The organism is Peribacillus sp. NPDC055009 (assembly GCF_053608705.1).
Genome location: NZ_JBSGVZ010000008.1, coordinates 177872 through 202823, shown reverse-complemented (window position 1 = coordinate 202823; position 24952 = coordinate 177872). Strand labels below are relative to the sequence as shown.

Here is a 24952-nt window from a genome sequence, read left to right as displayed (position 1 = left end):
ATTTATGATATATGGGAATATTGAATTCTAATGAATCAAAGGTAATATTGACCGATTGATACCATCGGGATATCATGGAAAATAGATTGGTGACACCGGTCTTATCATCATAAAAGAAGGTTGATATTTTTGAAAAAAGGGCAGCAAACGAAAGAACGAATCATAAATGTAGCCCGGACTCTTTTTGCCACTAAAGGTTTTGACATGACAAGAACGAATGAAATTGCCTCTGCATGCAATGTTTCCGAAGCTACTATTTACAAATACTTTGACAGCAAAAAAGATTTGCTATTAGCAACAATTACCCCTGATGAGAAAGAGGAAACTGAAGATGGGACTAGCCATCTATCCACGGATGATCTAGTGGAGAATCATGTTTGCACCATGATAAATAAAATTCTTGATAATAAAGAACAATTTTCGATACTATTCAGGGAAACACAATTCGATCAAGATATTTCGAAGCAATATGTAGATCAGATTTTCAAGCCGAATGCCAGGCATATTGAAATACAGAAGAGAATAGATAGTGGAGAGATACAATATATCTCTGATATTATCCTATTTAATGTAGGGATCATTTCTTTCACATTGGCATTATCTACACATTATGAGATCCACCAGCAGAAAAAGGAGCCATATTTTACTTCTGAACGAATTAAGAGCATTGCTCAACTTTTGGTATATGGTATTCATGGCAAACAAAAACATACATAATGAAACGGTCATATTTAAGGGCATGAGCATCAAGCCGTAAATATGACCGTTTCTTTTTTCATTCAGAGTAGATGTCCAGAGTGTAAGATTTGACTTATATTTTTCAGACTATTACGATAAATACATACTGTACGAAATGCTTTACGAAGATTTTATCTGGCAATCATGTAATATTGGAGGGGTATATTAAATGAGCGATATCGTAATTTTATCAGGAAGTCCGGCTATTCCGTCCAGAACGGACATTTCACTAAAACATATTCAATCATTAGTCGAAAACGAAGGATTTACCACAGCTTATTTCTCAATCACGGATTTCTCAGCAGATGATTTATTCAAAGGCAAATATAATAGCGAAGATATCTTAAAGCTTTCAGAGAAAATTCAAGCAGCTAGAGGTGTCATTATTGGTTCACCGGTTTATAAGGCTTCTTATACAGGTGTATTGAAGGCCTTGATTGATTTGCTGCCAGAAGGTGCTTTTAAGGGTAAGCCAGTACTGCCAATCATGATTGGCGGAAGTAACAGGCATCTATTGGCGATTGACTATGCACTTAAACCATTAATTTCAATATTAAAAGGCGAGCCGCTGCAGGGCATTTATTTTGTTGATAAGGAAATAGATAAACAGAATTCAGAAAAACCGATAAATGATTTGAATTTAATTGATCGGGTCCAGAGTCAAGTTCAAGAATTTGTAGAAGCGATACAGTTAAGAAATTAATGAATTCGAGTAATCCCTTCGTTTAAAAGGACTGGAATTCGAGAAATTATTTTTTCAGATGATGACTGGCGCCAATTATAGGCTTGTTAATGAAAATAGACTCATTTTTTTGGAGGCTTTATCTAAAAAGACGAGTCTATTTTCATATTTACATGAACATAAAATCATAATCGGAATAGTGTGTATAAAAATAACAGTTCATCCATAATATTAAACCAAGTTATTTTATAAGAAAACTCCATTGACAAGGATTAAATATATGTTAATATTTAAAATAATAAAACTTATCCAGAGCGACGGAGGGAATTGGCCCTTTGAAGTCCAGCAACCTGCATGGTCGATGCAAGGTGCTACCTCCAACAAAATGTTGATCATTTTGGAAGATAAGGTAAAGATATTTACCTTGGGATCTTTCCATCATGGAAAGATTTTTGTTTTTTGGAAAGTTGTAGGCAAACCATAACAATGTAAGGTTGTTTGGAATTATATAAATCTAAGAAATTCATTTGATCAGCGGTGAAAATAAGAAATTCGCGGATTTTCTTAAAGGAGGAACAGGCTTGGATAAAGAGAATCAGCTTGAAGAAATATTTGAACGACTTCAAGAAATGCTTAATTCTATGAAATATGGGTCCATTACACTTATTGTCCAGGATGGTAAAATCATTCAAATGGAAAGAAATGAAAAATTAAGAATTAAATAAGGTATCTGCTGACTAGAAAAACTAGAGGCGGGTTTAACTGATATAAAGAGAGTATTGGTTAGATTCGTCTCTTTTTTTCTAGAGTCAAACAAACTGGAGAATATTACAACGGGTATTGATCAACAGTTACTCTAACCTGATACAGCAAGTTTTAGAGGGGGCTACAAAGTTGGCTGCATTAATAAACTATGAAAATTTCAACACTGGGGATTTCCCTGTATTTCCCGAAGACAGTGAGACAAAAGGTGCTTTGGAAGTTCTGCAATGGGCGAATGACCATTATGGAAACGAACTGATTTATGCTTGCAGTTTTGGCATTGAAGGCATCGTGCTTACGGATTTATTGGCGAAGGTCAATCCTTCTGCCAAAATAGTTTTCCTTGATACAGATGTTCATTTTGAGGAAACTTATCAATTGATCGAGCAAGTGAAAAAGCGATATCCAAAGCTTTCGATAGAAATGAAGAAACCTGCCTTGACGCTTGAGGAACAAGCAGCGGAATTTGGGGATGAATTATGGGTTAGAGATTCAAATAAGTGCTGTAACATCCGTAAAATCATTCCGCTTACCGATGTGCTTTCAACGGCAACAGCATGGCTTTCGGGACTGCGGAGGGAGCAATCCGAGACAAGGGCTTCGACCGAGTATATCAATAAGGATAATAAGTTCAAGTCAGTTAAAATATGTCCACTCATACATTGGACATGGAAAGATGTTTGGCGCTATGCCCATAAAAACGGACTTCCATATAATATCCTGCATGATAATGGATATCCGAGCATTGGATGTAAAACATGTACAGCACCAGCCTTCAATGCAGATGATTTACGCTCTGGCCGTTGGCAAGGAGCTCAAAAAACGGAATGCGGATTGCATTTATCTTAAATAAATAGAAACCATAGGGGGAAATTAGCATGACAATCAGTTTACCGCACGGAGGAACACTAATCGATCTTTGGGAACCAAATTATGATATTAGTAAAATAACAAAGTCGATCGAAATCGATGAAATTGCTTTAAGTGATCTTGAATTGATAGGCACTGGTGCCTACAGTCCAATTAAAGGATTCTTTACAAAAAGTGACTATGAGACAGTAGTCAAGGATATGAGGCTTAGCAGCGGTCATGTATGGAGCATCCCGATTACGCTGCCTTTGACCGAAGAAACTGCCGAAACCCTTACTATAGGTGAAGAAGTAACGTTGACTCATGAAGGTGAAACATACGGGGTTCTCTCCGTTTCCGATATATACACACCAGATAAGCAATTGGAAGCGACATTAGTTTATCAAACGGATGATGAGAAGCATCCAGGAGTGAAAAATTTATATAACCGCGGTGATGTATATGCCGGCGGGGAAATAAAGTTGATCAAGAGAATAGAGCGTCCGCAGTTTCAAGCTAATTATTTGGACCCGGTCGAGACAAGGAAAGCTTTTGCTGAAAAGGGCTGGGAAACGGTTGTCGGCTTCCAAACGAGGAACCCTGTTCACCGTGCACATGAATACATTCAAAAGACAGCATTGGAGATTGTCGACGGCTTATTCTTAAATCCTCTCGTAGGTGCCACTAAATCAGATGACATTCCGGCAGATGTAAGAATGGAAAGCTATAAAGTGCTGCTTGAAAAATATTATCCTAAGGATCGCGTCTCCCTTGCAGTTTTCCCTGCTGCCATGCGTTATGCAGGACCTAGAGAAGCCATTTTCCATGCCATGGTCCGTAAAAATTATGGTTGCACCCATTTTATCGTCGGACGAGATCATGCGGGTGTGGGCGATTATTATGGCACATATGATGCTCAAAAAATCTTTGGGAATTTCAACGCAGATGAGTTAGGGATCACGCTATTATTCTTTGAACATAGTTTTTATTGTAAAGAATGTGGCAATATGGCTTCCGCTAAAACTTGTCCTCATGGCAAGGAAGACCATGTCATCCTGTCTGGAACGAAAGTAAGGGAAATGCTGCGTAACGGAGAAATTCCTCCAGCTACCTTTAGCCGTAAAGAAGTCATCGAGGTATTGATCGAAGGTCTAAAAAAGAATGAAGTTTATAACTGATCGGACATAAATTGAAGGACCACATGAAGAGGGGGATTATTAATGAGTAAAAGTACGAATGTCACTTGGCATGAAACGTCATTGACCAAGGAGCTCCGCCGGAAGCAAAACGGCCATGAAAGCACAGTTCTTTGGTTCACTGGTCTCTCGGGCTCCGGAAAATCAACGATTGCGAACGCGGTCGCTAAAGAGTTATATAATCGGAATATTCGAAGTTATGTTTTGGATGGTGATAATATCCGCCACGGATTAAATAAAGATTTAGGTTTTTCTGAAGAAGATCGAACCGAGAATATTAGACGAATCGGTGAGGTTTCCAAGTTATTCGTGGATAGTGGGCAGTTCGTATTGACCGCCTTCATATCACCTTTCAGGGCAGATCGGCAGATTGTACGTGATTTACTCGATGAAGGGGAGTTTATTGAAGTATACATAAAGTGTCCGATCGAAGAGTGCGAAGTGCGTGATCCAAAAGGTCTTTATGACAAGGCGCGTAAAGGAATCATTAAAGATTTTACCGGAATCGACTCTCCATACGAAGAACCTGAACAACCGGAAATCACTTTAGAATCCGACCAATACAGCATTGAAGAGTGCGTTGAACAGGTAATCGGCTATTTGACAGCAAAGAAAGCGATCTAATCAAGGAGGAAATGTAATGGTTTACGAGAAATTTTGGTCGGAAAATCCACTAATCGCTAAAAATAAAACGGAAATCTGGAAATTGGAAAAAGATGGATTGAAGATATTCGATGATATTCCACATTACGCTGTAAATGGTTTTGATTCCATCCCTAAAGAGAATTGGGATATGTTCAAGTGGGCAGGTCTATACCTGCAACGGCCAAAAGAAGCAGGTTACTGGATGATGCGTGTCGTTATTCCCGGAGGTATCCTGACTTATGATCAACAGATAACTCTTGCTAACATCGCTAAAGATTATGGGAGGGGTGTATATGACATTACAACCCGTCAAGCCGTTCAATTCCACTGGCTGACCATCGAACAAGTCCCGGATATATTAAACCGTTTGGAAAAGGTCGGAATGACTACGGCCGGTGCATGTGGTGATATCACACGTAATATCATCGGTAATGCATTGGCAGGCATCGATCCTGACGAACTTTTTGATACACGCGAGGTACTTTATGATGTATTTGAGTATTTCCGCCTTAACGAAGACTATTCAAACCTTCCGAGGAAATATAAAATGTCCATAAGTGCTAATATCCATAATGCCTCAAATGCTGAAATCAACTGTGTTTCATTCAATCCGGCTACTAAAGTAATTGATGGAGTAACGGAAGTTGGTTTTCACGTAAAAGTAGGCGGTGGGCTATCCTCCGTTCCGATGCTGGCAGAAGAACTTGACTTATTCATTTTACCTGAAAAAACAGTCGAAGTAGCGGCCGCCATCACGACGATATTCCGTGACTTTGGGTACCGTGAAAAACGTCATCGCTCGCGTTTGAAATTCCTTGTAGCTGATTGGGGTCCTGAACAATTCAAGGAAAAATTGCTGGAGTACACCGGTCCGCTTCCTGAAAAGGGTGATAGTGCGGTGAAGGAATGGAATGCAGGTTATTTCTACGGCATCCATAAACAAAAACAAGATGGTCTGAACTATGTTGGAGTCAATATACCAGTTGGTCGTCTAAATCCAGACGAAGTGATTGAGTTTGCCGAACTTGCGAAGAAATATGGAAATGGTGAAATCCGCAACTGTAATTCTCAAAATCTTATCATTCCAAATGTGCCGGATGCAAAACTTGAGGAATTAAAACAGGAATCCATCTTTGAAAGGTTTCCATACCACCCAAAAAAATTCATTGGTTATTCCGTTTCTTGTACAGGCATCGAGTATTGCAACCTGGCACTCGTTGAAACAAAAGAACGAATGAGGACCATTTCTGAATCATTGGACAAGGAAATAGATCTCGATGTTCCTGTAAGGATGCATATGGTGGGCTGTCCGAATAATTGCGGTCAAAGAGCCATCGCCGAAATTGGACTGCAAGGCATAAAAATGAAAAACCAGGACAAAAAGATGGTCGAAGCTTTTGAGATATACGTCGGGGGAACGCTGAATGAAGGCGGTAAGTTCAATGAAAAGCTTAAAGGGAAAGTGGAAGCTGAACAGCTCTATCATGTTCTGAAAGAACTGATCCTATTTTTCAAACAAACAAAACTTCTATCCGAAACCTTTCTTGATTTTGTGGAAAGGGTAGGGATATCCCAGTTACAAAGTAAGCTAGATGATATATTAACGGAAGTGGCCGTTTAATAGGGGAAGGTAAGCAATCCATGAATCTATACCGTTTCGAAGTCACTATCAAGGAAAAACCAATCCATGTCATCATTGTTGCCGATTCGGATGAAAAGGCGTTTGACCTTGTTGATATCGAGCTGGAAAAACATTTTTTGAAAATGCCTGAAGTGGATGACATCTCATTATATGAAAAAAGGAAAATTAAAAATGGAGCAGGTTTCGTTTTATCGGAATTCGAAACGATTCTCTAAGGGAAGGCAGGTTGCATAAATGGGGAAAGTATATCTAGTAGGAGCCGGTCCCGGAGATCCAGATTTAATTACATTAAAAGGATTAAAATGCATTCAAGAAGCTGATGTCATTTTATATGATCGACTTGTCAATAAAGAACTTTTGAATCATGCAAAAGATGGTGTAGAGCTGATTAATTGCGGTAAACTGCCGGATTATCATTTATTGCAGCAGGATACCATCAATCGGTTCCTGGTCAAATATGCAAAAAAGGGAAAAGTGGTCACCCGTTTGAAAGGCGGAGATCCATTCGTCTTTGGGAGAGGCGGGGAGGAAGCGGAAGCCCTTGCCAAAAGTGGCGTGAGTTTTGAAATCGTTCCAGGAATTACGGCTGGAATCGCCGCTACAGCTTATGCGGGAATCCCAGTTACACACAGGGACCACGCTTCATCTTTTGCAATTGTTACCGGCCATCGGAAAAAGGATGAAGAGGATAATATCAAATGGGAATCCCTTGCAAAAGGAATCGATACATTAGCCATTTACATGGGTGTTAAAAACCTGCCCTATATTCAAGGGAAACTTTTGGAGCATGGAAAAAATCCAGAGACTCCGGTAGCCCTTATCCATTGGGGGACATTAAAAACACAAAGAACAGCTGTCAGTACGTTGGCTAATGTAGTGGAAACCGCCAATAACGAACAGATTTCCAATCCTTGCATGATAGTCGTGGGCGATGTCGTTAATTTACGGGAAAAAATCAAATGGTTTGAAGGAAAACAAACCGAAAATTTGTTGGCGAATGAGGCCTTTTAATGGAAGCCATTTTATATATTTGCCATGGAAGCCGCGTTAAAGAAGCTTCAGCCCAAGCCATTGATTTTATTAAAGTTTGTATGCAAGCACAGCCGAATTCCATTCAGGAGTATTGCTTCCTGGAATTGGAAACTCCTACGATAGAAGAGGCCTACGACCGATGCGTACAAAAAGGTGCGACGAGAATCATTGCCATTCCAGTTCTATTGCTAACGGCTGTACATGCAAAACATGATATTCCAGTCATATTGAACCAAATGAAAGAACGGTACCCTGCCGTTGAATTGAAATACGGAAGGCCGATTGGTGTCAGTGATAAAATGGTTGACATTTTAGTGGAACGGTTGGAGGAAACAAATGTAAGGGTTACGGAGGATTCCTTGGTTTTATTGGTTGGAAGGGGCAGCAGTGATCCCGACGTGAAAAGGGATTTGTCTAGACTGGCCGATTTGCTAAGGAACAGGTTTCCTAAAATCCGAGTGCAAGAATGTTATTTGACAGCTGCCACTCCAAGCTTTGGAGAAGCATTGGAATTAGCAGGGGAATCTCGATCAAACCAAGTATTTATCATTCCTTACCTATTGTTTACCGGTCTCTTAATGCAGTCGATTGAAAATAGTATAAAAAAGCTCCAAAAAAAGGGGAAGCAAAAAATCATTCTTTGCCGATATCTAGGTTATCATCCAAAGATCGAACAAGCAATATCTGAACGAATTCAAGAAGTGAGTGGGGAGGGAGCCTATGTATCCAATTACGCTTAATATTGAGAACAGAAAGTGTGTCATCATCGGCGGTGGTAAAATAGGTTACTTTAAAGCGGGCCCCTTATTGGAAGCTGGTGCCGAAGTGACCGTCGTAAGCCCCGAGATATGCACGGATTTTCAGCTGTTGGAGAAAGAAGGTAAGATTCGAGTCTTACTTAAAGAAGTGGAAGAAACTGACTATAAAGATGCGTTTTTAATCATTGTTGCAACGAATTCTACGGAAGTTAATGAACGAGTGTACGAGAATGCATCCCAAAGTCAGCTGGTGAACGTAATCAGCAATCATGAGCTGGGTAACTTTCATATACCGGCCACATTGAATAGAGGCATGCTTTCCATTAGTGTTTCTACAAATGGAGCAAGTCCAACTCTCGCTAAAAAAATTCGGAATGACCTAGGTAAAGTATATGATGAATCTTATGAAGATTATCTTGAATTCCTTTTCGAAGCAAGGATGATCATTAAAAGTGGTTCCTTTTCAAAAGAAGAAAAATCTAAGTTATTGAAAGATTCAATAGAGGATATTTATAAATATTCCCTAAAAGAAAGATATCGTTTCTTAGCTAGGCTTATGCCAGTAGAAGCTGAATAAAAAAATCATGGGCTGATCAGAAAAACTGAAGGCACCTAACCAACATGTTATTTCATTTTGGTTAGGTGCCTCTTTGTGTCTTAAAGATCAAACTGATCTATACAGGCAAACGGTGGTCGATGTTATCTAGGTTCTATTTTAGTTGAAAAAGGGGAATGTCATGAAAAAGTTAATCGTTTTAGCCTTTATCGGGTTTTTAGCCCAATTAATCGATGGTTCGCTTGGAATGGGGTATGGAGTGAGTTCCACCTCCTTATTGTTGACATTCGGAATTGCCCCTGCAGTAGCATCAGCATCCGTACATTTATCGGAAGTAGTGACCACAGCAGTTTCAGGAGCTTCACATATAAAGTTTGGGAACGTGGATAAAAATATGGTCTATCGCTTGATCATTCCAGGTTCAGTTGGTGCATTTGTAGGTGCATGTTTCCTGAGCAACCTGCCAGCCGAATTAGCTAAACCGTATATTGCCATATTTTTATTTGGCCTTGGTGTATACGTTTTATTCCGCTTTTTATTTATTTTTAAACCGTCAAAGGTCACTGAAACCGTAAGGCCATTGACCGCAAAACAATCCATACCGTTAGGCCTTTTTGCAGGCTTTTGTGATGCAACAGGCGGAGGCGGTTGGGGACCTATTGCAACGCCTGTTTTATTGTCAAAAAAAGGAATGACAGCGAGAAAAGCCGTAGGGACTGTTGATACGAGTGAATTTGCCATTGCTTTCTTCGGAAGTCTTGGTTTTATCATTTCGCTTGGATGGGAAGCAGTCAATTGGCTTTGGGTCGTAGCGTTGATAATTGGTGGGGTGGTTGCTGCACCAATTGCAGCCTGGTTAGTCCGGATGCTTCCTGCTCAATTAATGGGTGTTTTAGTCGGTGGTTTCATTATCTTGATTAATGTACGAACATTATTAGCTACATGGATTCCGATTGAAGCACACATATATATTTATACAGGCATCGTGATTATATGGCTTTCTGGAATACTTCTTACCATCAATAAGATGTCCAATGCGAGAAAACATGATCATATCGAACAACGGCAGAATGTTTCCTGAACCCCGAGTTTGATAGAATCGAATTTGCGATACGTAACATAAAAACTCGTAGGTACATAAATACCTACGAGTTAAGCCATTTGACAAATGGGAGCGCCTTTAAATTTTAATAAGGTTCTAAACTCTATTTAATAGATTCATTCATTTTCTAGAATCATTTATTGGCTGTTATTAATCGAGAGATCTATGCCTCCAATTTCTATGTAGTTTATTCCCCTAATAAAGAATTAATAGAACCCTTGATGGCCATCGGGAGAGATTGAATAGCAGCAGAACCATTAATTTATGGCCTGCTGCTGTTCAAATGATTGAATTGTACTTTCATATAATTCAATTAGCGGTAATATATTTTTTTTACTATCGAATTGTTTCAATACCAATTTCCTTAAATCCCTGCCTGTTTGAACCCCGGCGTTTGATTGATGAAGGTTGCGTAAGTCACGATAAAGAATGGCTTGGCTGCAAGTCTGTTTTGCAGCGTGATCCCCAAAGTAGCATTCCCAGGCTTGTTGAAAGTTTTTCTTATTCACTTCCCCAAAATACCCTAGATTTCCACATGAAATAACGGGTCTTTCACATGCCATTGCCTCCAAAGCAACCCTGCCCGTACCTACAACATAGTCTGCAAGTGCATAATAGTCTCTCACATTCTTTTGTTCCCCAGTGAAATGAATGAACTCTTCTTTATATAAAGATTGGATGCTCACAGCCACATTCTTAATGTCCTTGAGCTGGCTGCCGTTACCGATGATGATTACATGAAGGTTGGGGATATCCTTTAATTTTAAATCCCTGCAAGCTTTGATTAAAAGCATGCAGATTTTTGCTTTATGCCGTGTTATCCTGCTGCAGTATAGAATTACTTTTGCATCAAGGGGAATATTCATTTTTTTTCTTAATTCCAATGAAGGGGAAGGGGAAAAATCGGCTGTATCAATTCCATTTGCAATGACTGAAATATTCTTAGGGAAAAATGGCTGAATATGTTCTTTTACCGGTTCACTAACTGCAACCGTAGCATCTGTAAACTGTAACACACTTTTTATATCCGATTTCTGGAAGTATGTCCCATGCAGGGTGAAGACGAAGGGAATATTGTAGAGCTTAGCTGCCTTTGCAGAGAGGTAGCCGGATATAATTTGGTGCCCGTGCACTAGTGTAATCTGTTCTTTTCGTAACAATTCTACCAAGCTATTCAATAATGGAGATTCCTCATTCGAGTTAATCGTCAATGTTTTAGGGAAATTCATTTGGTGAACTTTACATCCCGTTTCTCGTAACCGGCTAATCATGCTGCCTTTTCCAGTAACAACTGCTGTATATATTCCTTTAGACTGTAATTCCTTCACAAGACTCAATACATGCGTTTCCGTTCCGCTTACATCCATTGTATCTAACACCATCAGGACTCTTATTGATTTCATGCTGCCTTACCTCTTTGGGAAAATTCATCAGATCCAGTAACTGTATGATGATGAATTTTATTTGAATTTAATGGTGAAAGTAACAATTTAATGTGGGAACCTGGCTCATTTATTGATGCACAACAATTAGTATCGTCCGCTTCAGAAAAACCTTTATTAATAGGAAGTGAACAATTGAAAAAAGGGGATTTTGCTTGTTCCATACGTTCTGCTTTTAATGCAGACTTTTTGTGACATGAAGGGATTACAATGCCTATGTAATCCTTTTTTTGTTTGTTCGTCATAGTTATCACCTCAACCGTATCATATTCATTCATTAGAGAAATGGACATGATTTCGTAAAACCTTCAAAAAAAAGTAAAGTAATTTAAAAAAAGGTTGATTAGTCCAAGCCGAAAACATCAGTCATAAATATACTACTTTTGAAGCGATATAGAAGCAGCAGCAAATTGTCAAGATCCTCAAAGGAATCAAATGTATCTGGTGGATCAATGAATTCAGGGGAAATCGAATCAAGGCAAAAATATTAGCAAGGTCGAAAATTCATTTTCGGTTTGAACCATACCAGGATTCACATTATCGATCGACAACGAGTTCAGTGCTGCATGAAAGATAAGAAGGGGGGACCGTTTCAAAAAGGAGAAGGTAAAGAAATGAGAGCATGGGGATGAAGGAAAAAAGAAGAGAACCATGACGAAGGTAATAAAATAGACAATATAAAGGTGGTAAAATAATGAGCACTGAGAAGCAAAGTGGGAAGCAAAGTGGGAAGCAAAGTGAGAATCAAAGTGTGAATCAAAGTGAGAATCAAAGTGTGAATCAAAGTGAGAAGCCATGTAAAAAGAATAGTTACGACTATCTCTACTATAAATGGCTTGTTGAAAATGGTAAACCAAGACCAGGAACACCTGACACTTCAGGAGATCCTGATTTAAGAGGTGCTTTAGCAGCATTACTAGGAAGAACGGTAACGGCTTCAACTGATTTTGCCCCGGTAACGGGAATATTGAGTTCAATTCAAAAAAATTATATCGTAATTACTGAAGCTGCGGGAACTGTAGTATTTGTTCCGTTCAATTCCATCAATTCTGTTAGAGAGCCTATATAAGGAGGAGAATGCATTGTTAGCTAGTATTTTTTATGTACAATTAAGACATTACATTGGGAACACGGTCGAAGTGGCAACGAGCAGTGATTTATTCGAGGGAGTGTTATTTGAAGTAACAGATGATACTTGTCAATTAACAGAAACCTCTCCAGGTTATGAAGGCAATCTTGATATCATAACCATTCCACTAAGTCAAATAAGCTTTGTTCGCGTTAGTCACGCACAATAAGATATATGAAGAAGCAGCCATCTATAAGGTGGCTGTTTCTTTTTGAACGTGTAAAATGCTTGTAATTTAAAGCGGAATCATATGTCATCAATATTAGAGTTATTAATTTGAAACAATCATCCCACATTCTACAAGAAACGTGTTTAAATTTTGGATATATGTTGTGAAAATGGCGGAAAAGGTAGTTAATTATTTTTCAGTTTTGTACAATTATTAAATATGAATTTGAAAAGGAGTTTTAAAATGGAAGGCATCTCTGATCATTTAAGGGGAAATTTGGATGTTTTGTTCGTAGGTTTCAATCCAAGCATCCGTTCAGGCGAGACTGGCCATCATTATGCGAATCCAAACAACCGCTTTTGGAAAATCCTCTTCGAGTCCGGGCTGACACCAAGGAAATATGCTCCAACCGAAGACTCATCATTACTGGATTTAGGTTATGGTTTTACCAATATCGTTTCCAGGCCTACAAAAGGTGCGCAAGATATCACTAAAGAAGAGTACATAATAGGAAGGCAGCAATTAAAAAGGAAAATTGAAAAGTATGAACCTAGACTTGTCTGTTTTGTAGGCAAGGGTGTTTATCAGGAATACCGTCAATTACGAAAAATCTCTTGGGGACTGCAAGAAGAACCTTCATCGAATCAATCCATGGAATTCGTTGCCCCTTCTTCCAGCGGCTTAGTTAGAATGCCGATAGATGAGATCATCGAAATATATAGTGAGTTGCCAATTCTGCTTGGCAAGCTGAAAAGCAATTAAAGGCACTTATTAATATAAGGGTGGATTGGAAAAACGATGACTTTTCCGATGATGGGGATGGCTTTTGGCAAGGAGTAAAGGATTGTATACCTAAGTATCGGTTTTGCTGAAGGGGTCGCGAAAGAAAGTCAGGATTAAGTATGATTGAAGTGGCACTTATGTCGCTTTTACTCTATGCAGGGTCTGGACAATTCATGGCGGCATGGATTATGGCCTCAAGTCATCCGGTCTCGGCCATGATTTTTACGTATATTTTTGTTAACAGTCGTCATCTATTGCTGCATTAGCTCCTTAATTCAGGCAGCAAGGTTGGAAAACAAAAACTGATAACTTGGAGACTTACTAACGGATGAAACATTTGGAGTTGGCGGCCACAACGGCACAGAAGAGGAAACGGTTTGATTTTAGTATGCTTGGTCACAATCTTGAAGCCGATATAAATTGGTTACTAGCAAAAGCGGTTTCTGGCCTGACAGCCTTGTTTACCGGCCTTCTTAGTTTTGAATATTGAGTAAAAAAGACTTTTTTATAGATCTTGCAGTCGTTTTTTGGCAGCATATTAATCGTTGTTGCATTAGGGTTTCTTCTTTCCTGGCAGTACTGGCGTCATAGTTGCAACGGTTATAGCTTCAGTGATAGGGGATGGTAATTGACAGATGGAAATAAGCAGGTATATCCTTGGGGCTTCGATTGTGACTTTCATACCTAGAATCGTTCATTTGATGCTGATTAGTAATATGCAGATTCCAAGGGCATAGATTGGCTAAAGCATGTGCGGTGGCCGTAATGGAGGCGTCATTGGTTCAAGAACTTCTATTATCGGAACAGGTTTTTTAAATAATGGGTAATGCTTTAAAATTGGCCTCAGCTTTTACCAGCTTTCCTGGTTGCCATGTTTACGAGAAGTATATGGAGTACGCTAATGATTGGCATGCTTTCATTGATGATACGATTATTCTTTTAATAACTACTAAAGATTTGAATGATAGGCCGATATATCCAGTAATGGATTGCCATTACTGGTTTTTTATTTTCCAAAGAACATATTTCATAAAAGCAACTTCATTACGGGTAGGCAAATGACGCTTTTTTATTGAACATTGGAAGCTTGATTATCAAAAACGGCAGTGATTACATAAACTGTGGTGAATGAACTTCTGAAAAAGTCGTTATGGCTAGCTGAATTGAAAGCGCTTTTAATTGAAAAATGAAACAACCAACGTTTAGAAAATGGGAGTCTGTCAACAATGGGAATAAGCAAATAACTATGGAGGTGTTCAATTAATGAATGTAAATGGTGCCCTAGAGGTTCTTGATCGCATGCGGCTTCCTAATGGCGCATATACTGCAAGTGTTTCCGATGATTATAATTATGTCTGGATAAGGGATGTCGTTTATACAGTATTACCTTTTATAAATGATCCGTCCAATCGTTACGAGAAAGCATATCATGCTTTATTTGACTTATTTCAATCCTATGAGTGGAAGATAGATATTCATACGGAACAGAAACCCCAGTTTCTATTTGAACATATCCATGCACGGTATTCCACTGAGCTTAAAGAACTGCCCGATGAGTGGGGCCATGCCCAAAATGATGCGATAGGTGCCTTTTTATGGGGGGTCGGTGAAGGATATAGGCATGGGAAAAAGGTGATAAGAAATCAACGTGATTTAATGATCGTTCAAAAGTTGGTCAGTTACTTGGAATGCCTGCAATATTGGCAAGCGGAAGATAACGGGATGTGGGAAGAGAATATCGAAATCCATGCTTCGAGCATAGGTGCATGTGTTGCTGGTTTGAATTCAGTCAAAATGCTGGTAAACGTCAAGGAAGAACTGATTAAAAAAGGAGAAGAAACACTTCGTTTCCTGCTTCCAAGGGAAAGTTATTCAAAAGAGACGGATTTAGCCCTTCTATCCTTGATTTATCCTTATCGGCTGGTAGACCGTGAAATAGCACTAAAAATATTGAAAAATGTCACAGAGCGCCTAGAAAGAACAAATGGTTGCATTAGATATGAAAAGGACCTTTATTATAATGACGGTCAAGAAGCGGAATGGTGTTTCGGGCTTCCGTGGTTGGGCTTATGCTACCTTGAACTTGGCATGATGAACAAAGTAAAGGAATATATAGATAAAACGAAAATGATCATTCCGGAAAATTGGGAAGTTCCTGAATTATATATAGGAGGCAGTAATATTCCAAACAGGAATACTCCTTTGGCATGGTCAGTCTCATTATCGTATTTATTCTTGACGAAGACTCAGATGATTCGAACTGAACAAATAAAATGAAGAATTCATACATGATAACATAAAGCTCTTCCCAAAAAATGGGGAGAGCTTTTATTGGAATAATAATATTTTTACAATAAATGGCTATTTTTCGCGAAAAGATGTTTTATTTATTAAAAAAACGGGCATTTATTACAATATATTCACCTCCATTTGAAGGATTAATACCATTTTTACCGAATATATATAATAACTGGGGAAGGATGGGTAAAATACTATCGAGTTAATACTGATGGAGGGGTTTTATTGAGTACAATTATGGACCAGCTGCAAGAGAATTATCCAAGCGATTTCGATTTATATTTGTTTCATGAAGGCACCCTTTATGAAAGCTATAAAATGCTTGGGGCACACATTGTAACATCATTAGGTATTGAAGGAGTACGCTTCACCGTTTGGGCCCCCCATGCCAAGCAAGTTTCAGTTGTCGGTAATTTTAATAATTGGGACGGAAAAGATCATGCGATGAAACGGATCGAGCGTTCAGGTATCTGGGTGTTGTTCGTACCAGGACTACAAGAAGGGGAACTCTATAAATACGAAATACATACACCTGGAAATAAACGTATCCTAAAAGCCGATCCATATGCCTTTTATTCGGAAGTCAGACCAAATACAGCCTCGGTCATTAAAAGGCTGGATAATTTTGAATGGCAAGATTCGAAGTGGATAGCCGATAGGAAAAAGGAAAATATTTATCATAAGCCCATGTCCATTTATGAAGTGCACCCCGGAACATGGAAACAAAAAGAAGATGGCGAATTTTATTCGTACCGTGAATTGGCTGATAGATTAGTTGATTATGTGATTGATAATAGTTTTACACATATTGAAATCATGGCCATAATGGAACACCCATTTGATAAATCGTGGGGATATCAGGTCACGGGCTATTATTCCGTAACCAGCCGTTACGGTTCACCGGAAGATTTTAAATATCTAATTAACCTTTGTCACCAAAAGGGCATAGGAGTAATCCTTGACTGGGTTCCCGCCCATTTTTGTAAAGATGCGCATGGACTTTCCCGTTTCGATGGTACGCCTCTCTATGAACCAATTGATCATACTAGAGCAGATCGCCCGTTATGGGGGACATACAATTTTGACTTTACCAAACCGGAAGTAGTCAGTTTCCTTATATCAAATGTAATGTTTTGGATGGATGTATACCATATTGATGGGGTTCGTGTCGATGCGGTTTCGTCAATGGTTTATTTAAATCATGATAATCCATTGCCGGTCAAGCTGAAAAACCAGTTTGGCGGTGAGGAAAACCTGGAAGCCATACAATTTTTACAAAAACTTAACGAAGTGGTATTCAAAAAATATCCAAATGCATTAATGATGGCTGAAGAAGCAACAGACCGGCCGCTCATAACTTCTCCTACCGATATAGGCGGACTGGGCTTTAATTACAAATGGAATATGGGATGGACTAATGATATCCTTCGTTATATGAAACTTGAAACACATGAAAGGCCATATCATCATAACCTCTTAACATTTTCATTTTTCTATGCTTTTTCAGAAAATTTCGTCTTGCCCTTTTCACATGATGAAGTGGTTCATGGCAAGAAGTCATTACTGAATAAGATGCCAGGTGACTACTGGCAGAAATTCGCAAATTTACGGTTACTCTTTGGGTATTTCATGACGCATCCTGGCAAGAAGCTTCTATTTATGGGCAGTGAATTTGGCCAATTCATAGAATGGAAAGATGAGGAACAATTGGATTGGCTGCTTTTGGAATATGAATCACACGACAAGCTGGCCCATTACTTCCGAACTCTCCAGGATTTTTATCGGCAAACTTCCTCACTATGGAGATTGGATCATGTCCCGGAGGGTTTTGAATGGATAGATCCGAACAATAGTAATCAGAGTGTCATTACCTTTATGAGAAAAGGTAAACGGAAAGGCGATTATTGCATTGTTGTCTGTAATTTTTCTGCGCAGGCTCATGCTCAATATCAAATAGGTGTACCATCCCAAGGCAAATATATTGAGGTTTTCAGCAGTGATTCAGCAGCTTTCGGAGGATCGGGTCAGATCAATGAAGAACCCATTAATGTCAAAAAGGATCCATACCATAATCAACCATACAGCATGGAAATAACTGTACCTCCATTAGGCATTTCTATTTTTATGAAGCAAACAAAAAAAAGACGGGGGAGAGTGAACGAATAATGGGAGCAAAAAAATGGATAGCAATGTTATTGGCAGGAGGCCAGGGTTCAAGGTTAGGTGAATTGACAATCGGTTTGGCAAAACCAGCTGTTCCCTTTGGCGGTAAATATAGAATCATCGATTTTCCATTAAGTAACTGCACTCATTCTGGTATTGATACGGTTGGGGTACTGACCCAATACCAGCCATTGATTCTAAATGATTATGTTGGTAATGGGAAAGTTTGGGACCTTGATCTTGATGTTGGCGGAGTTTCCGTACTTCCTCCTTATCAAGGGAAAGAAGGCGGTGAATGGTATAAAGGGACGGCAAACGCTGTTTATCAAAATATCCAATACATTGATAACTATGATCCGGAACATGTATTGATTCTCTCTGGTGACCATATCTACAAGATGGATTACAGTAAGATGCTGGATTATCACATCGAAAAAAATGCCGAGGCGACCATAGCTGTCATTCAAGTACCGTGGCAGGAAGCAAGTCGTTTCGGAATCATGAATACCAATGATGATGATAAAGTCACTCAATTCGATGAAAAACCAAAGTATCCAAAGAGTAATCTTGCTTCCATGGGAGTTTACCTTTTCAATTGGAAAACCTTAAGACGTTATTTAATAAATGATGAAAAAGATAAAAATTCTTCCAACGATTTCGGCAGCAACATCATTCCAAAGATGCTTGAAGACCGAAAAAAGCTATATGCCTATCGTTTTAATGATTATTGGAAAGATGTTGGAACGGTCGAAAGCCTTTGGCAGGCCCATATGGACTTATTGGAGGATACGCCAAATTTCCAGTTGGATGATCAGCAATGGAAAATTTTTGCCCGAAATGCAAATCACCCGCCGCAATATATATCACCGGATGCCAAGGTCAGTCAGTCGCTTATCAATGAAGGGTGCATGATTCATGGGAACATTGAACATTCGGTTTTATCCTATAATGTACAGGTGGGCTATGGGTCAACCATAAAAGATTCAGTCATCATGCCTAATGTTACGATTGGTGAAAATGTTCATATAGAAAGAAGCATCATAGCCAGCAATTGTGTTATTGAAGATGGTGCCGTAGTTGGCAATTCAGCGGTTACATCAGATATTACCTTAATTGGTGAAAATCAGACCATTATCAATCCAAACAAAAAAAAGATCACTCTTAACTAGAAAAAGGGGAAGATGGCTATGGAAAATGTGTTGGGTATTATTAATTTAATCAATGAAAGACAACATTTAAAAGATCTGACTGCTCACCGTAATGTAGCATCTGTGCCATTTGGCGGACGCTACCGTTTGATTGACTTTACGATGTCGAATCTCATTAATGCAGATGTATCAAAAGTAGCCGTTTTTCCAAAAGAAAAGTATCTTTCAGTTATGGATCATCTTGGCTCAGGTAAAGAATGGAACTTGGATCGGCGGTCAGGAGGCTTATATATCTTGCCCCCTATCCATCCGGATGAAACAGTAACGGGCGATATGAAGCAATTCTATGATCATCTCAGCTTTTTCGAACGTGCACAGGCAGATACTGTCATCATCTCCCCTGGAAGCCATGTATGCAAATTGGATTTTAATGAAGTGCTTGATTATCACAAAAAACATAAAGCGGATATCACGGTCGTATATAAGGATTATGTAGGGGAATTGATTGAGAAACCAATCTATCACACCTGCTCGGTAGATTCGGATGAAGACATTACTGACATTAGCTTTTATACCATCCCTAGACCTGGTGACCATGTTTGCCTGGAAACATTCATCATAAGTAAAACTCTATTGGTGAACTTGATCAAAAGCTGTGTTGCCAGTGGAGAATATGACTTTTTGAAAGACGCAGTGAAAGCCAATCTTCATCGTTTTACCGTCAAAGGCTACAATTTTACTGGAGATATGCCATTCATCCATTCCATTGAAAGCTTTCATTCCAGTAATATGAATTTCCTGAATCCTTCGGTAATCCGTTCTTTCTTCGGGGATACTTGGGATGTTTATACAAAAATCAAACATGAGGCACCGACCAAATATTCAAGTTCTTCGAAGGTTACCAATTCATTGATAGCCAACGGGTGTGATATTGAAGGGACTGTGGAAAACAGTATACTTTTCCGTGGGGTAAAGGTGAAAAAGGGTGCCATTATAAGAAATAGCATCATCATGCAAAAAGGCGTGATTGAAGAAGGAGCTATCGTTGAAAATACCATAACTGATAAAGAAGTGAGAATTACTAGTGAAAAATCAGTTATTGGTTTAAAACAGCCTACTGTAATAAAAAAAGCGGAAGTAATTTAATAGAGGAGGTGCGGCAATGAATGTTGTATTTGCTGCTTCAGAATGCGCCCCTTTTATAAAAACGGGAGGGCTCGGAGACGTTATAGGCGCGCTCCCGAAAGCGCTGAAAAAACAGGGAGTCCATGTAAGTGTCATCCTTCCTAAATACGGGGATCTACCTAACCGATTCAAACAGGAATTGGAACATATGACGAGTATTGAAGTTCCTGTCGGTTGGCGCCAGCAATTTTGCGGCATCGAAAAACTTGTTGCTAACGGAATTACATATTATTTTCTGGATAATGAATATTATTTCAAAAGACATGGCAGTTATGGTTTCTTTGATGATGGCGAAAGGTTCGCCTTTTTTTCCCGTGCAGTTTTAGAGGCTTTACCTTATTTAGAAGTAAAACCGGATGTCATACACTGTCATGATTGGCAAACGGGCCTTGTCAGCGTTTTGCTGAAAGCTCATTATCATAACCATCCATTCTATCAGGATATTAAAACGATATTTACCATACATAATTTACGTTATCAAGGAGTTTATCCTAAAGCTGTTTTAGCGGAATTACTCGATTTGAGTGAGTTATATTTTAATATCGATGGTCTTGAATTCCATGGGAATGTCAGTTATTTGAAAGCCGGCCTAGCATTCTCTAACATAGTCACAACTGTAAGCCCAAGTTATGCGGAAGAAATTCAGAGTGCTTATTTTGGGGAAAATCTTGATGGGTTTTTACGCAAAAGAAATGGTGACCTTAAAGGAATCATTAACGGAATCGATTATGAGGAATATAATCCTGCGGCAGATGAACATCTTGCAGTTCCATTCGATTCCTATGACGGTAAAATGGAGAATAAACGTCAGCTACAGGAAACGCTGGATCTTCCTGTCAATGATGGGGTCCCGGTTCTATCCATGGTGACCAGGCTTGTTGATCAAAAAGGAATAGATCTTATTCTCCATGTTTTTCATGAAATAATGAATCAAGGAGTTCAATTCATCCTTTTAGGTACGGGTGAAGAGCAATATGAATCGGCATTTCGCCATTTAGCTGACCAATATCCAAATCAGGTATCAGTCAATACATATTTTGATGAGGGGCTAGCAAGACAGATATATGCTGGTTCTGATATATTCCTGATGCCGTCCCAATTCGAACCATGTGGCATTGGCCAGCTATTGGCACTCCGTTATGGTACACTGCCTTTAGTGAGGGAAACTGGCGGACTTCGTGATACGGTCATCCCGTTTAATCAATTTACTGGTGAAGGCAATGGCTTCAGTTTTACGAATTATAATGCACACGATATGCTTCATACAATTGAGCAATCTGTTGGCCTGTACAAATTCCAGCCGAAAAGATGGAGGAAAATGGCCGAAAGTGCAATGAAGTTAGACTTCAGTTGGACATCATCTTCCAGAAAGTATATTGAGCTATATGAAAGTTTGATTCCTGTCATGAAGTGATAATTGGATAGGTAATACACAAAACACTTACGAATATTGTTTTCGTAAGTGTTTTGTTTCTTTTACCATCAAATATGGGTATATGTTTAGATATATAAAATATTGCTGTGTAGGAGAATGAAACGATGAAAAGAAGAAGAATGGAATTTGTATTTTTATTTATTTTGATTGCTGCAGTTTTTATGATCCTGTTCACTCATGTTAGCTTCGACGTGAAGCTATTTTTTATTGGATTATATATTTTTGTGATGTTTATTACCATGTTTTCACTCATGCTGGAAAATAGATTTGCACACGAGACCCTTTTATGGATGTATGTACTTTTGTTTTTCCCGGTATTTGGATATGTGTTTTATCTATTTTCAGGTCAGCTCTATTTAAAAGGGTATTTATTTCGAAGTAAAAGGAAAAAAGATCGCGAAGAATGGAAGAGTCTTGTTACACATGTATCTTCGCCTGATCTATCGTTCTTGAATAATCACCAGCAATCATTCGCAGCTTTTGCCAAAAATGCATCAGAGACCACCATTAGTACATCATCGCAAACGGAAGTGTTGAAAAATGGTAACGAAACGTTTACCGAAATCATTAAACAGTTAAAAAAAGCTGAAAAGTTCATTCATATAGAATATTATATTTTTCGTTCCGACAGGCTTGGTACTGAAATTATAGATATCCTTATTGAAAAAGCGAAAAATGGTGTTGAAGTTTTATTCATTTTTGATGCTGCCGGTAGTTTAAGCCTTTCAAATAATGAAGTTAAACGGATGAAAAATGCAGGGATAAAGGCTTATCCATTTTCACCACTGAAACATGGTTTTTTTAATCAAAAGTTTAATTTTAGGAATCACCGGAAAATAATCATCATTGATGGGGAAGTTGGCTTTGTTGGAGGTTTAAACGTAGGAGAGGAATACTTAGGGCGAAATAAAACGATTGGATTTTGGAGAGATACACATATGGTCCTTAAAGGTGAAGCGGTATATATGCTTCATACTGTTTTCCTTTTGGATTGGGAATATGTCAGTGGGGAAGATGTATTAGAAGAACGTCCAGAATTCAACAATATATTGGAACAAGGGGATGGAGCTGTCCAGGTGGTGGCCAGCGGACCTGATACACAACAGGGAATCATGAGTGATTTTTACTATTCACTTATTACTAGCGCCACAAAATCAATCTGGATTGCAAGTCCATACTTCGTACCAAATCAAGCGATTAAAGCAGCAATTAAACATGCTGCAATTAAGGGGATACAAGTTAGGCTTATGGTTCCGGCAGTAAATGATGGGTTTTTAACCCAATACGGCAGTCGCTCCTATTTCGGGGAGCTGCTTCAATTCGGTGTAGAGGTATACACGTATAAAAAAGGTTTTCTACATCAGAAACTTATTATCGTAGATGGTGATATGGCTTCCATAGGGACGGCAAACATGGATATGAGGAGTTTTCATCTGAATTTTGAAGTGAATGTCTTTCTAATGGGCAGTCGTTCCATTGAAGATCTCATCACTCACTACAAAGAGGATATGATGGATAGTGACAAACTAGATCCTATTAGGTATAACAATCGGGGGTTGCTGGAACGTTCAAAAGAATCATTTGCCAGATTGTTTTCGAATGTACTCTAATGGGAAAAATAGCAGATAAATAGTATAGTTGAAATGTAAAGAAATTAATTGGCCATAAGGAGAATTTAAGAGAATATGAAATTGGTTTCCTGGAATGTGAATGGAATTAGAGCTTGTGTTAAAAAAGGATTTTTAGATTACTTTAAAGATGTGGATGCAGATATTTTTTGTCTGCAAGAAACTAAGCTTCAAGAAGGACAAATTACACTTGAGTTGGAAGGGTACCATCAATATTGGAATTATGCACTGAAAAAAGGATATTCAGGTACAGCCATTTTCACGAAGGAAAAACCGCTTTCCGTGAAATATGGTGTAGGGGAGCTGGACGAGGAGCCGGAAGGCAGGATCATAACACTTGAATTCGAAAATTTCTATATGGTGAACGTTTATACCCCAAATGCTAAAAGGGATTTATCAAGGCTTGATTACCGTCTCGAATGGGAAAATGGGATGATAGATTATCTTAGTGAACTGGACTTGGTGAAGCCGGTTATCTTTTGTGGGGACCTCAATGTTGCACATCGGGAAATCGACTTAAAAAACCCAAAATCCAATATTGGAAATTCCGGTTTCACTAATGAAGAGCGTGGAAAGATGACTGAATTACTTGATGCAGGGTTTATCGATACATTTCGCCATTTTTATCCAGACCAGGAAGGGGCCTACTCTTGGTGGTCATATATGGCAAAAGTTAGGGAGCGGAATATAGGGTGGAGAATCGATTATTTCATTGTTTCAAAACGTCTGGCGGAATCTTTAATAGAGGCTAATATTCACTGCGATGTCATGGGCAGCGATCATTGCCCGGTCGTCTTGGAAACAAATCTATAAATGGAATAAATTCGGTTAAATGGGGATACTAATGGTTATCCATATTCAACAGGAGGTTTGATTATGAACACATTTATCGTGGGCTTTCATCAAGAAGATAATGTAGACAGCATGCAAGTGCAAAAATTGTCGGCGGCTGAGTTTGAAAAAGCAACATCACGAGGTTTTCGCAGATTATTTGAACTGGATACAAATATCGGATATTTTGTATTTTTTGATGCTGAAGATGATGAGGGTGATTTATCTCATCTAGTTTTACAGTATGAAGAAGATAATCAGGATCCAAGTGATTGTTACTCTTTTACTAAAAATGATTTTTATGAGTTCATGGCACTTTATTTACAAGGCATGGATGAAGTGGAAGTGGAAGATGAAGAAGATGATGCCAATGAAGAGTATGGACCAATCCATCATCTTGCCCATTTGATGTTTCATATTGTTGAAGAAGGAAAATCCGTTAAGCCTTAACGGCCGATCAATGAGATGAAGGGTACTTGTGAGCTTTGTGACAGGGGTGAGATAGAACTGACCATCCATCATTTAACACCTAGAGAATTAGGTGGCAGCCATTTACCCATTGCCTATCTCTGTAAATCTTGTCACAAACAGATTCACGCACTGTATTCAAACCGAGAGCTGGCCATCCGACTATATACCGTGCCTTTGTTAAAAGATGATGAAGCACTAAAAAAATACTTAAAGTGGATCAAAAAACAGCCGGTAACGAGGGCAGTGAGAATTAGAAAATCAAAAACGAAATAATGCAAAAGCCCATCATAACAAGATGGGCTTTTGCA

Annotated in this window: 27 protein-coding genes, 1 pseudogene and 1 riboswitch; of the genes and pseudogenes, 26 read left to right on the top strand and 2 right to left on the bottom strand. The window is 38.8% G+C overall.

The features are described 5' to 3' along the window. Positions 1 to 129: 129 nt before the first annotated feature. The 12 genes from ACWF5P_RS14615 (at position 130) to ACWF5P_RS14560 (ending at position 9941) form a co-directional block, all read left to right on the top strand. Positions 130 to 717, top strand: coding sequence for a TetR/AcrR family transcriptional regulator (locus tag ACWF5P_RS14615; protein WP_101225392.1), 588 nt, complete (start codon positions 130 to 132; stop codon positions 715 to 717). 190 nt (positions 718 to 907) lie between these two features. After that, positions 908 to 1441, top strand: coding sequence for an NADPH-dependent FMN reductase (ssuE, locus tag ACWF5P_RS14610; protein ID WP_434167012.1), 534 nt, complete (start codon positions 908 to 910; stop codon positions 1439 to 1441). A gap of 281 nt (positions 1442 to 1722) precedes the next feature. Then, positions 1723 to 1831, top strand: a riboswitch (SAM riboswitch). A gap of 170 nt (positions 1832 to 2001) precedes the next feature. Continuing rightward, positions 2002 to 2145: a YezD family protein gene (locus ACWF5P_RS14605; RefSeq protein WP_072273036.1), complete on the top strand. Its 144-nt coding sequence runs from the start codon at positions 2002 to 2004 to the stop codon at positions 2143 to 2145. Between the two features lie 181 nt (positions 2146 to 2326). Then, positions 2327 to 3031 (top strand): phosphoadenylyl-sulfate reductase, encoded by a 705-nt coding sequence (locus tag ACWF5P_RS14600; RefSeq protein ID WP_434169672.1) that lies wholly within the window; start codon positions 2327 to 2329, stop codon positions 3029 to 3031. A gap of 29 nt (positions 3032 to 3060) precedes the next feature. Next, positions 3061 to 4209: a sulfate adenylyltransferase gene (gene sat, locus ACWF5P_RS14595; RefSeq protein WP_101225389.1), complete on the top strand. Its 1149-nt coding sequence runs from the start codon at positions 3061 to 3063 to the stop codon at positions 4207 to 4209. A 42-nt stretch (positions 4210 to 4251) separates the two neighbouring features. Next, a complete protein-coding gene (gene cysC / locus ACWF5P_RS14590; RefSeq protein WP_230175904.1) occupies positions 4252 to 4851 on the top strand; it encodes an adenylyl-sulfate kinase in 600 nt (199 codons plus the stop codon). Between the two features lie 16 nt (positions 4852 to 4867). Beyond that, a complete protein-coding gene (locus ACWF5P_RS14585; RefSeq protein ID WP_434167011.1) occupies positions 4868 to 6493 on the top strand; it encodes a nitrite/sulfite reductase in 1626 nt (541 codons plus the stop codon). A 20-nt stretch (positions 6494 to 6513) separates the two neighbouring features. After that, positions 6514 to 6729: a DUF3906 family protein gene (locus ACWF5P_RS14580; protein ID WP_101225386.1), complete on the top strand. Its 216-nt coding sequence runs from the start codon at positions 6514 to 6516 to the stop codon at positions 6727 to 6729. Positions 6730 to 6748: 19 nt separating this feature from the next. Next, positions 6749 to 7525: a uroporphyrinogen-III C-methyltransferase gene (gene cobA / locus ACWF5P_RS14575; protein WP_402937146.1), complete on the top strand. Its 777-nt coding sequence runs from the start codon at positions 6749 to 6751 to the stop codon at positions 7523 to 7525. After that, positions 7525 to 8286: a CbiX/SirB N-terminal domain-containing protein gene (locus ACWF5P_RS14570; RefSeq protein WP_434167010.1), complete on the top strand. Its 762-nt coding sequence runs from the start codon at positions 7525 to 7527 to the stop codon at positions 8284 to 8286. Before cobA ends, ACWF5P_RS14570 begins: the two co-directional genes overlap by 1 nt. Beyond that, positions 8267 to 8881 (top strand): NAD(P)-binding protein, encoded by a 615-nt coding sequence (locus tag ACWF5P_RS14565; protein WP_434167009.1) that lies wholly within the window; start codon positions 8267 to 8269, stop codon positions 8879 to 8881. Before ACWF5P_RS14570 ends, ACWF5P_RS14565 begins: the two co-directional genes overlap by 20 nt. A gap of 160 nt (positions 8882 to 9041) precedes the next feature. Continuing rightward, the gene (locus ACWF5P_RS14560) at positions 9042 to 9941 is read left to right on the top strand and encodes a sulfite exporter TauE/SafE family protein (RefSeq protein WP_452445002.1); all 900 of its coding nucleotides are present in this window, start codon (positions 9042 to 9044) and stop codon (positions 9939 to 9941) included. Positions 9942 to 10219: 278 nt separating this feature from the next. Here the strand turns inward: ACWF5P_RS14560 and ACWF5P_RS14555 are convergent, their stop codons facing one another. Both ACWF5P_RS14555 and ACWF5P_RS14550 read right to left on the bottom strand, forming a co-directional pair. Continuing rightward, positions 10220 to 11365, bottom strand: coding sequence for a glycosyltransferase (locus tag ACWF5P_RS14555; protein WP_434167008.1), 1146 nt, complete (start codon positions 11363 to 11365; stop codon positions 10220 to 10222). Beyond that, positions 11362 to 11649, bottom strand: coding sequence for a hypothetical protein (locus ACWF5P_RS14550; RefSeq protein ID WP_402937141.1), 288 nt, complete (start codon positions 11647 to 11649; stop codon positions 11362 to 11364). Before ACWF5P_RS14550 ends, ACWF5P_RS14555 begins: the two co-directional genes overlap by 4 nt. 449 nt (positions 11650 to 12098) lie before the next feature. Here ACWF5P_RS14550 and ACWF5P_RS14545 point away from each other — a divergent pair, with 449 nt between their 5' ends. The 14 genes and pseudogenes from ACWF5P_RS14545 to ACWF5P_RS14480 all read left to right on the top strand — a co-directional run bounded on the left by ACWF5P_RS14545 (position 12099) and on the right by ACWF5P_RS14480 (position 24917). After that, complete coding sequence (locus ACWF5P_RS14545; RefSeq protein WP_434167007.1) at positions 12099 to 12473, top strand: hypothetical protein; 375 nt, start codon at positions 12099 to 12101, stop codon at positions 12471 to 12473. Between the two features lie 13 nt (positions 12474 to 12486). Next, positions 12487 to 12702, top strand: a complete 216-nt coding sequence (locus ACWF5P_RS14540; RefSeq protein ID WP_434167006.1) for a hypothetical protein — start codon at positions 12487 to 12489, stop codon at positions 12700 to 12702. A gap of 243 nt (positions 12703 to 12945) precedes the next feature. Beyond that, complete coding sequence (locus ACWF5P_RS14535) at positions 12946 to 13464, top strand: uracil-DNA glycosylase family protein (protein WP_434167005.1); 519 nt, start codon at positions 12946 to 12948, stop codon at positions 13462 to 13464. 137 nt (positions 13465 to 13601) lie between these two features. Beyond that, a pseudogene (locus ACWF5P_RS14530) lies at positions 13602 to 13751 on the top strand (AzlC family ABC transporter permease); the annotation flags it as partial. A 62-nt stretch (positions 13752 to 13813) separates the two neighbouring features. Continuing rightward, complete coding sequence (locus ACWF5P_RS14525) at positions 13814 to 13975, top strand: hypothetical protein (RefSeq protein WP_434167004.1); 162 nt, start codon at positions 13814 to 13816, stop codon at positions 13973 to 13975. 773 nt (positions 13976 to 14748) lie between these two features. Next, positions 14749 to 15762, top strand: a complete 1014-nt coding sequence (locus ACWF5P_RS14520; protein WP_434167003.1) for a glycoside hydrolase family 15 protein — start codon at positions 14749 to 14751, stop codon at positions 15760 to 15762. 258 nt (positions 15763 to 16020) lie between these two features. Then, the gene (gene glgB / locus ACWF5P_RS14515) at positions 16021 to 17949 is read left to right on the top strand and encodes a 1,4-alpha-glucan branching protein GlgB (RefSeq protein ID WP_434169671.1); all 1929 of its coding nucleotides are present in this window, start codon (positions 16021 to 16023) and stop codon (positions 17947 to 17949) included. Beyond that, on the top strand, positions 17949 to 19115 hold the full coding sequence (locus ACWF5P_RS14510) for a glucose-1-phosphate adenylyltransferase (RefSeq protein WP_311735942.1): 1167 nt from the start codon (positions 17949 to 17951) through the stop codon (positions 19113 to 19115). Before glgB ends, ACWF5P_RS14510 begins: the two co-directional genes overlap by 1 nt. A gap of 18 nt (positions 19116 to 19133) precedes the next feature. Further along, positions 19134 to 20240 (top strand): glucose-1-phosphate adenylyltransferase subunit GlgD, encoded by a 1107-nt coding sequence (gene glgD / locus ACWF5P_RS14505; protein ID WP_260357730.1) that lies wholly within the window; start codon positions 19134 to 19136, stop codon positions 20238 to 20240. 16 nt (positions 20241 to 20256) lie between these two features. Then, positions 20257 to 21693, top strand: a complete 1437-nt coding sequence (gene glgA / locus ACWF5P_RS14500; protein ID WP_452445001.1) for a glycogen synthase GlgA — start codon at positions 20257 to 20259, stop codon at positions 21691 to 21693. A 125-nt stretch (positions 21694 to 21818) separates the two neighbouring features. Continuing rightward, a complete protein-coding gene (gene cls / locus ACWF5P_RS14495; protein WP_452445000.1) occupies positions 21819 to 23324 on the top strand; it encodes a cardiolipin synthase in 1506 nt (501 codons plus the stop codon). A 75-nt stretch (positions 23325 to 23399) separates the two neighbouring features. Further along, positions 23400 to 24155: an exodeoxyribonuclease III gene (locus ACWF5P_RS14490; RefSeq protein ID WP_452444999.1), complete on the top strand. Its 756-nt coding sequence runs from the start codon at positions 23400 to 23402 to the stop codon at positions 24153 to 24155. 63 nt (positions 24156 to 24218) lie between these two features. Further along, on the top strand, positions 24219 to 24623 hold the full coding sequence (locus ACWF5P_RS14485) for a cytosolic protein (protein ID WP_230175911.1): 405 nt from the start codon (positions 24219 to 24221) through the stop codon (positions 24621 to 24623). A 15-nt stretch (positions 24624 to 24638) separates the two neighbouring features. Further along, the gene (locus tag ACWF5P_RS14480) at positions 24639 to 24917 is read left to right on the top strand and encodes an HNH endonuclease (RefSeq protein WP_101225366.1); all 279 of its coding nucleotides are present in this window, start codon (positions 24639 to 24641) and stop codon (positions 24915 to 24917) included. Positions 24918 to 24952 lie beyond the last annotated feature (35 nt).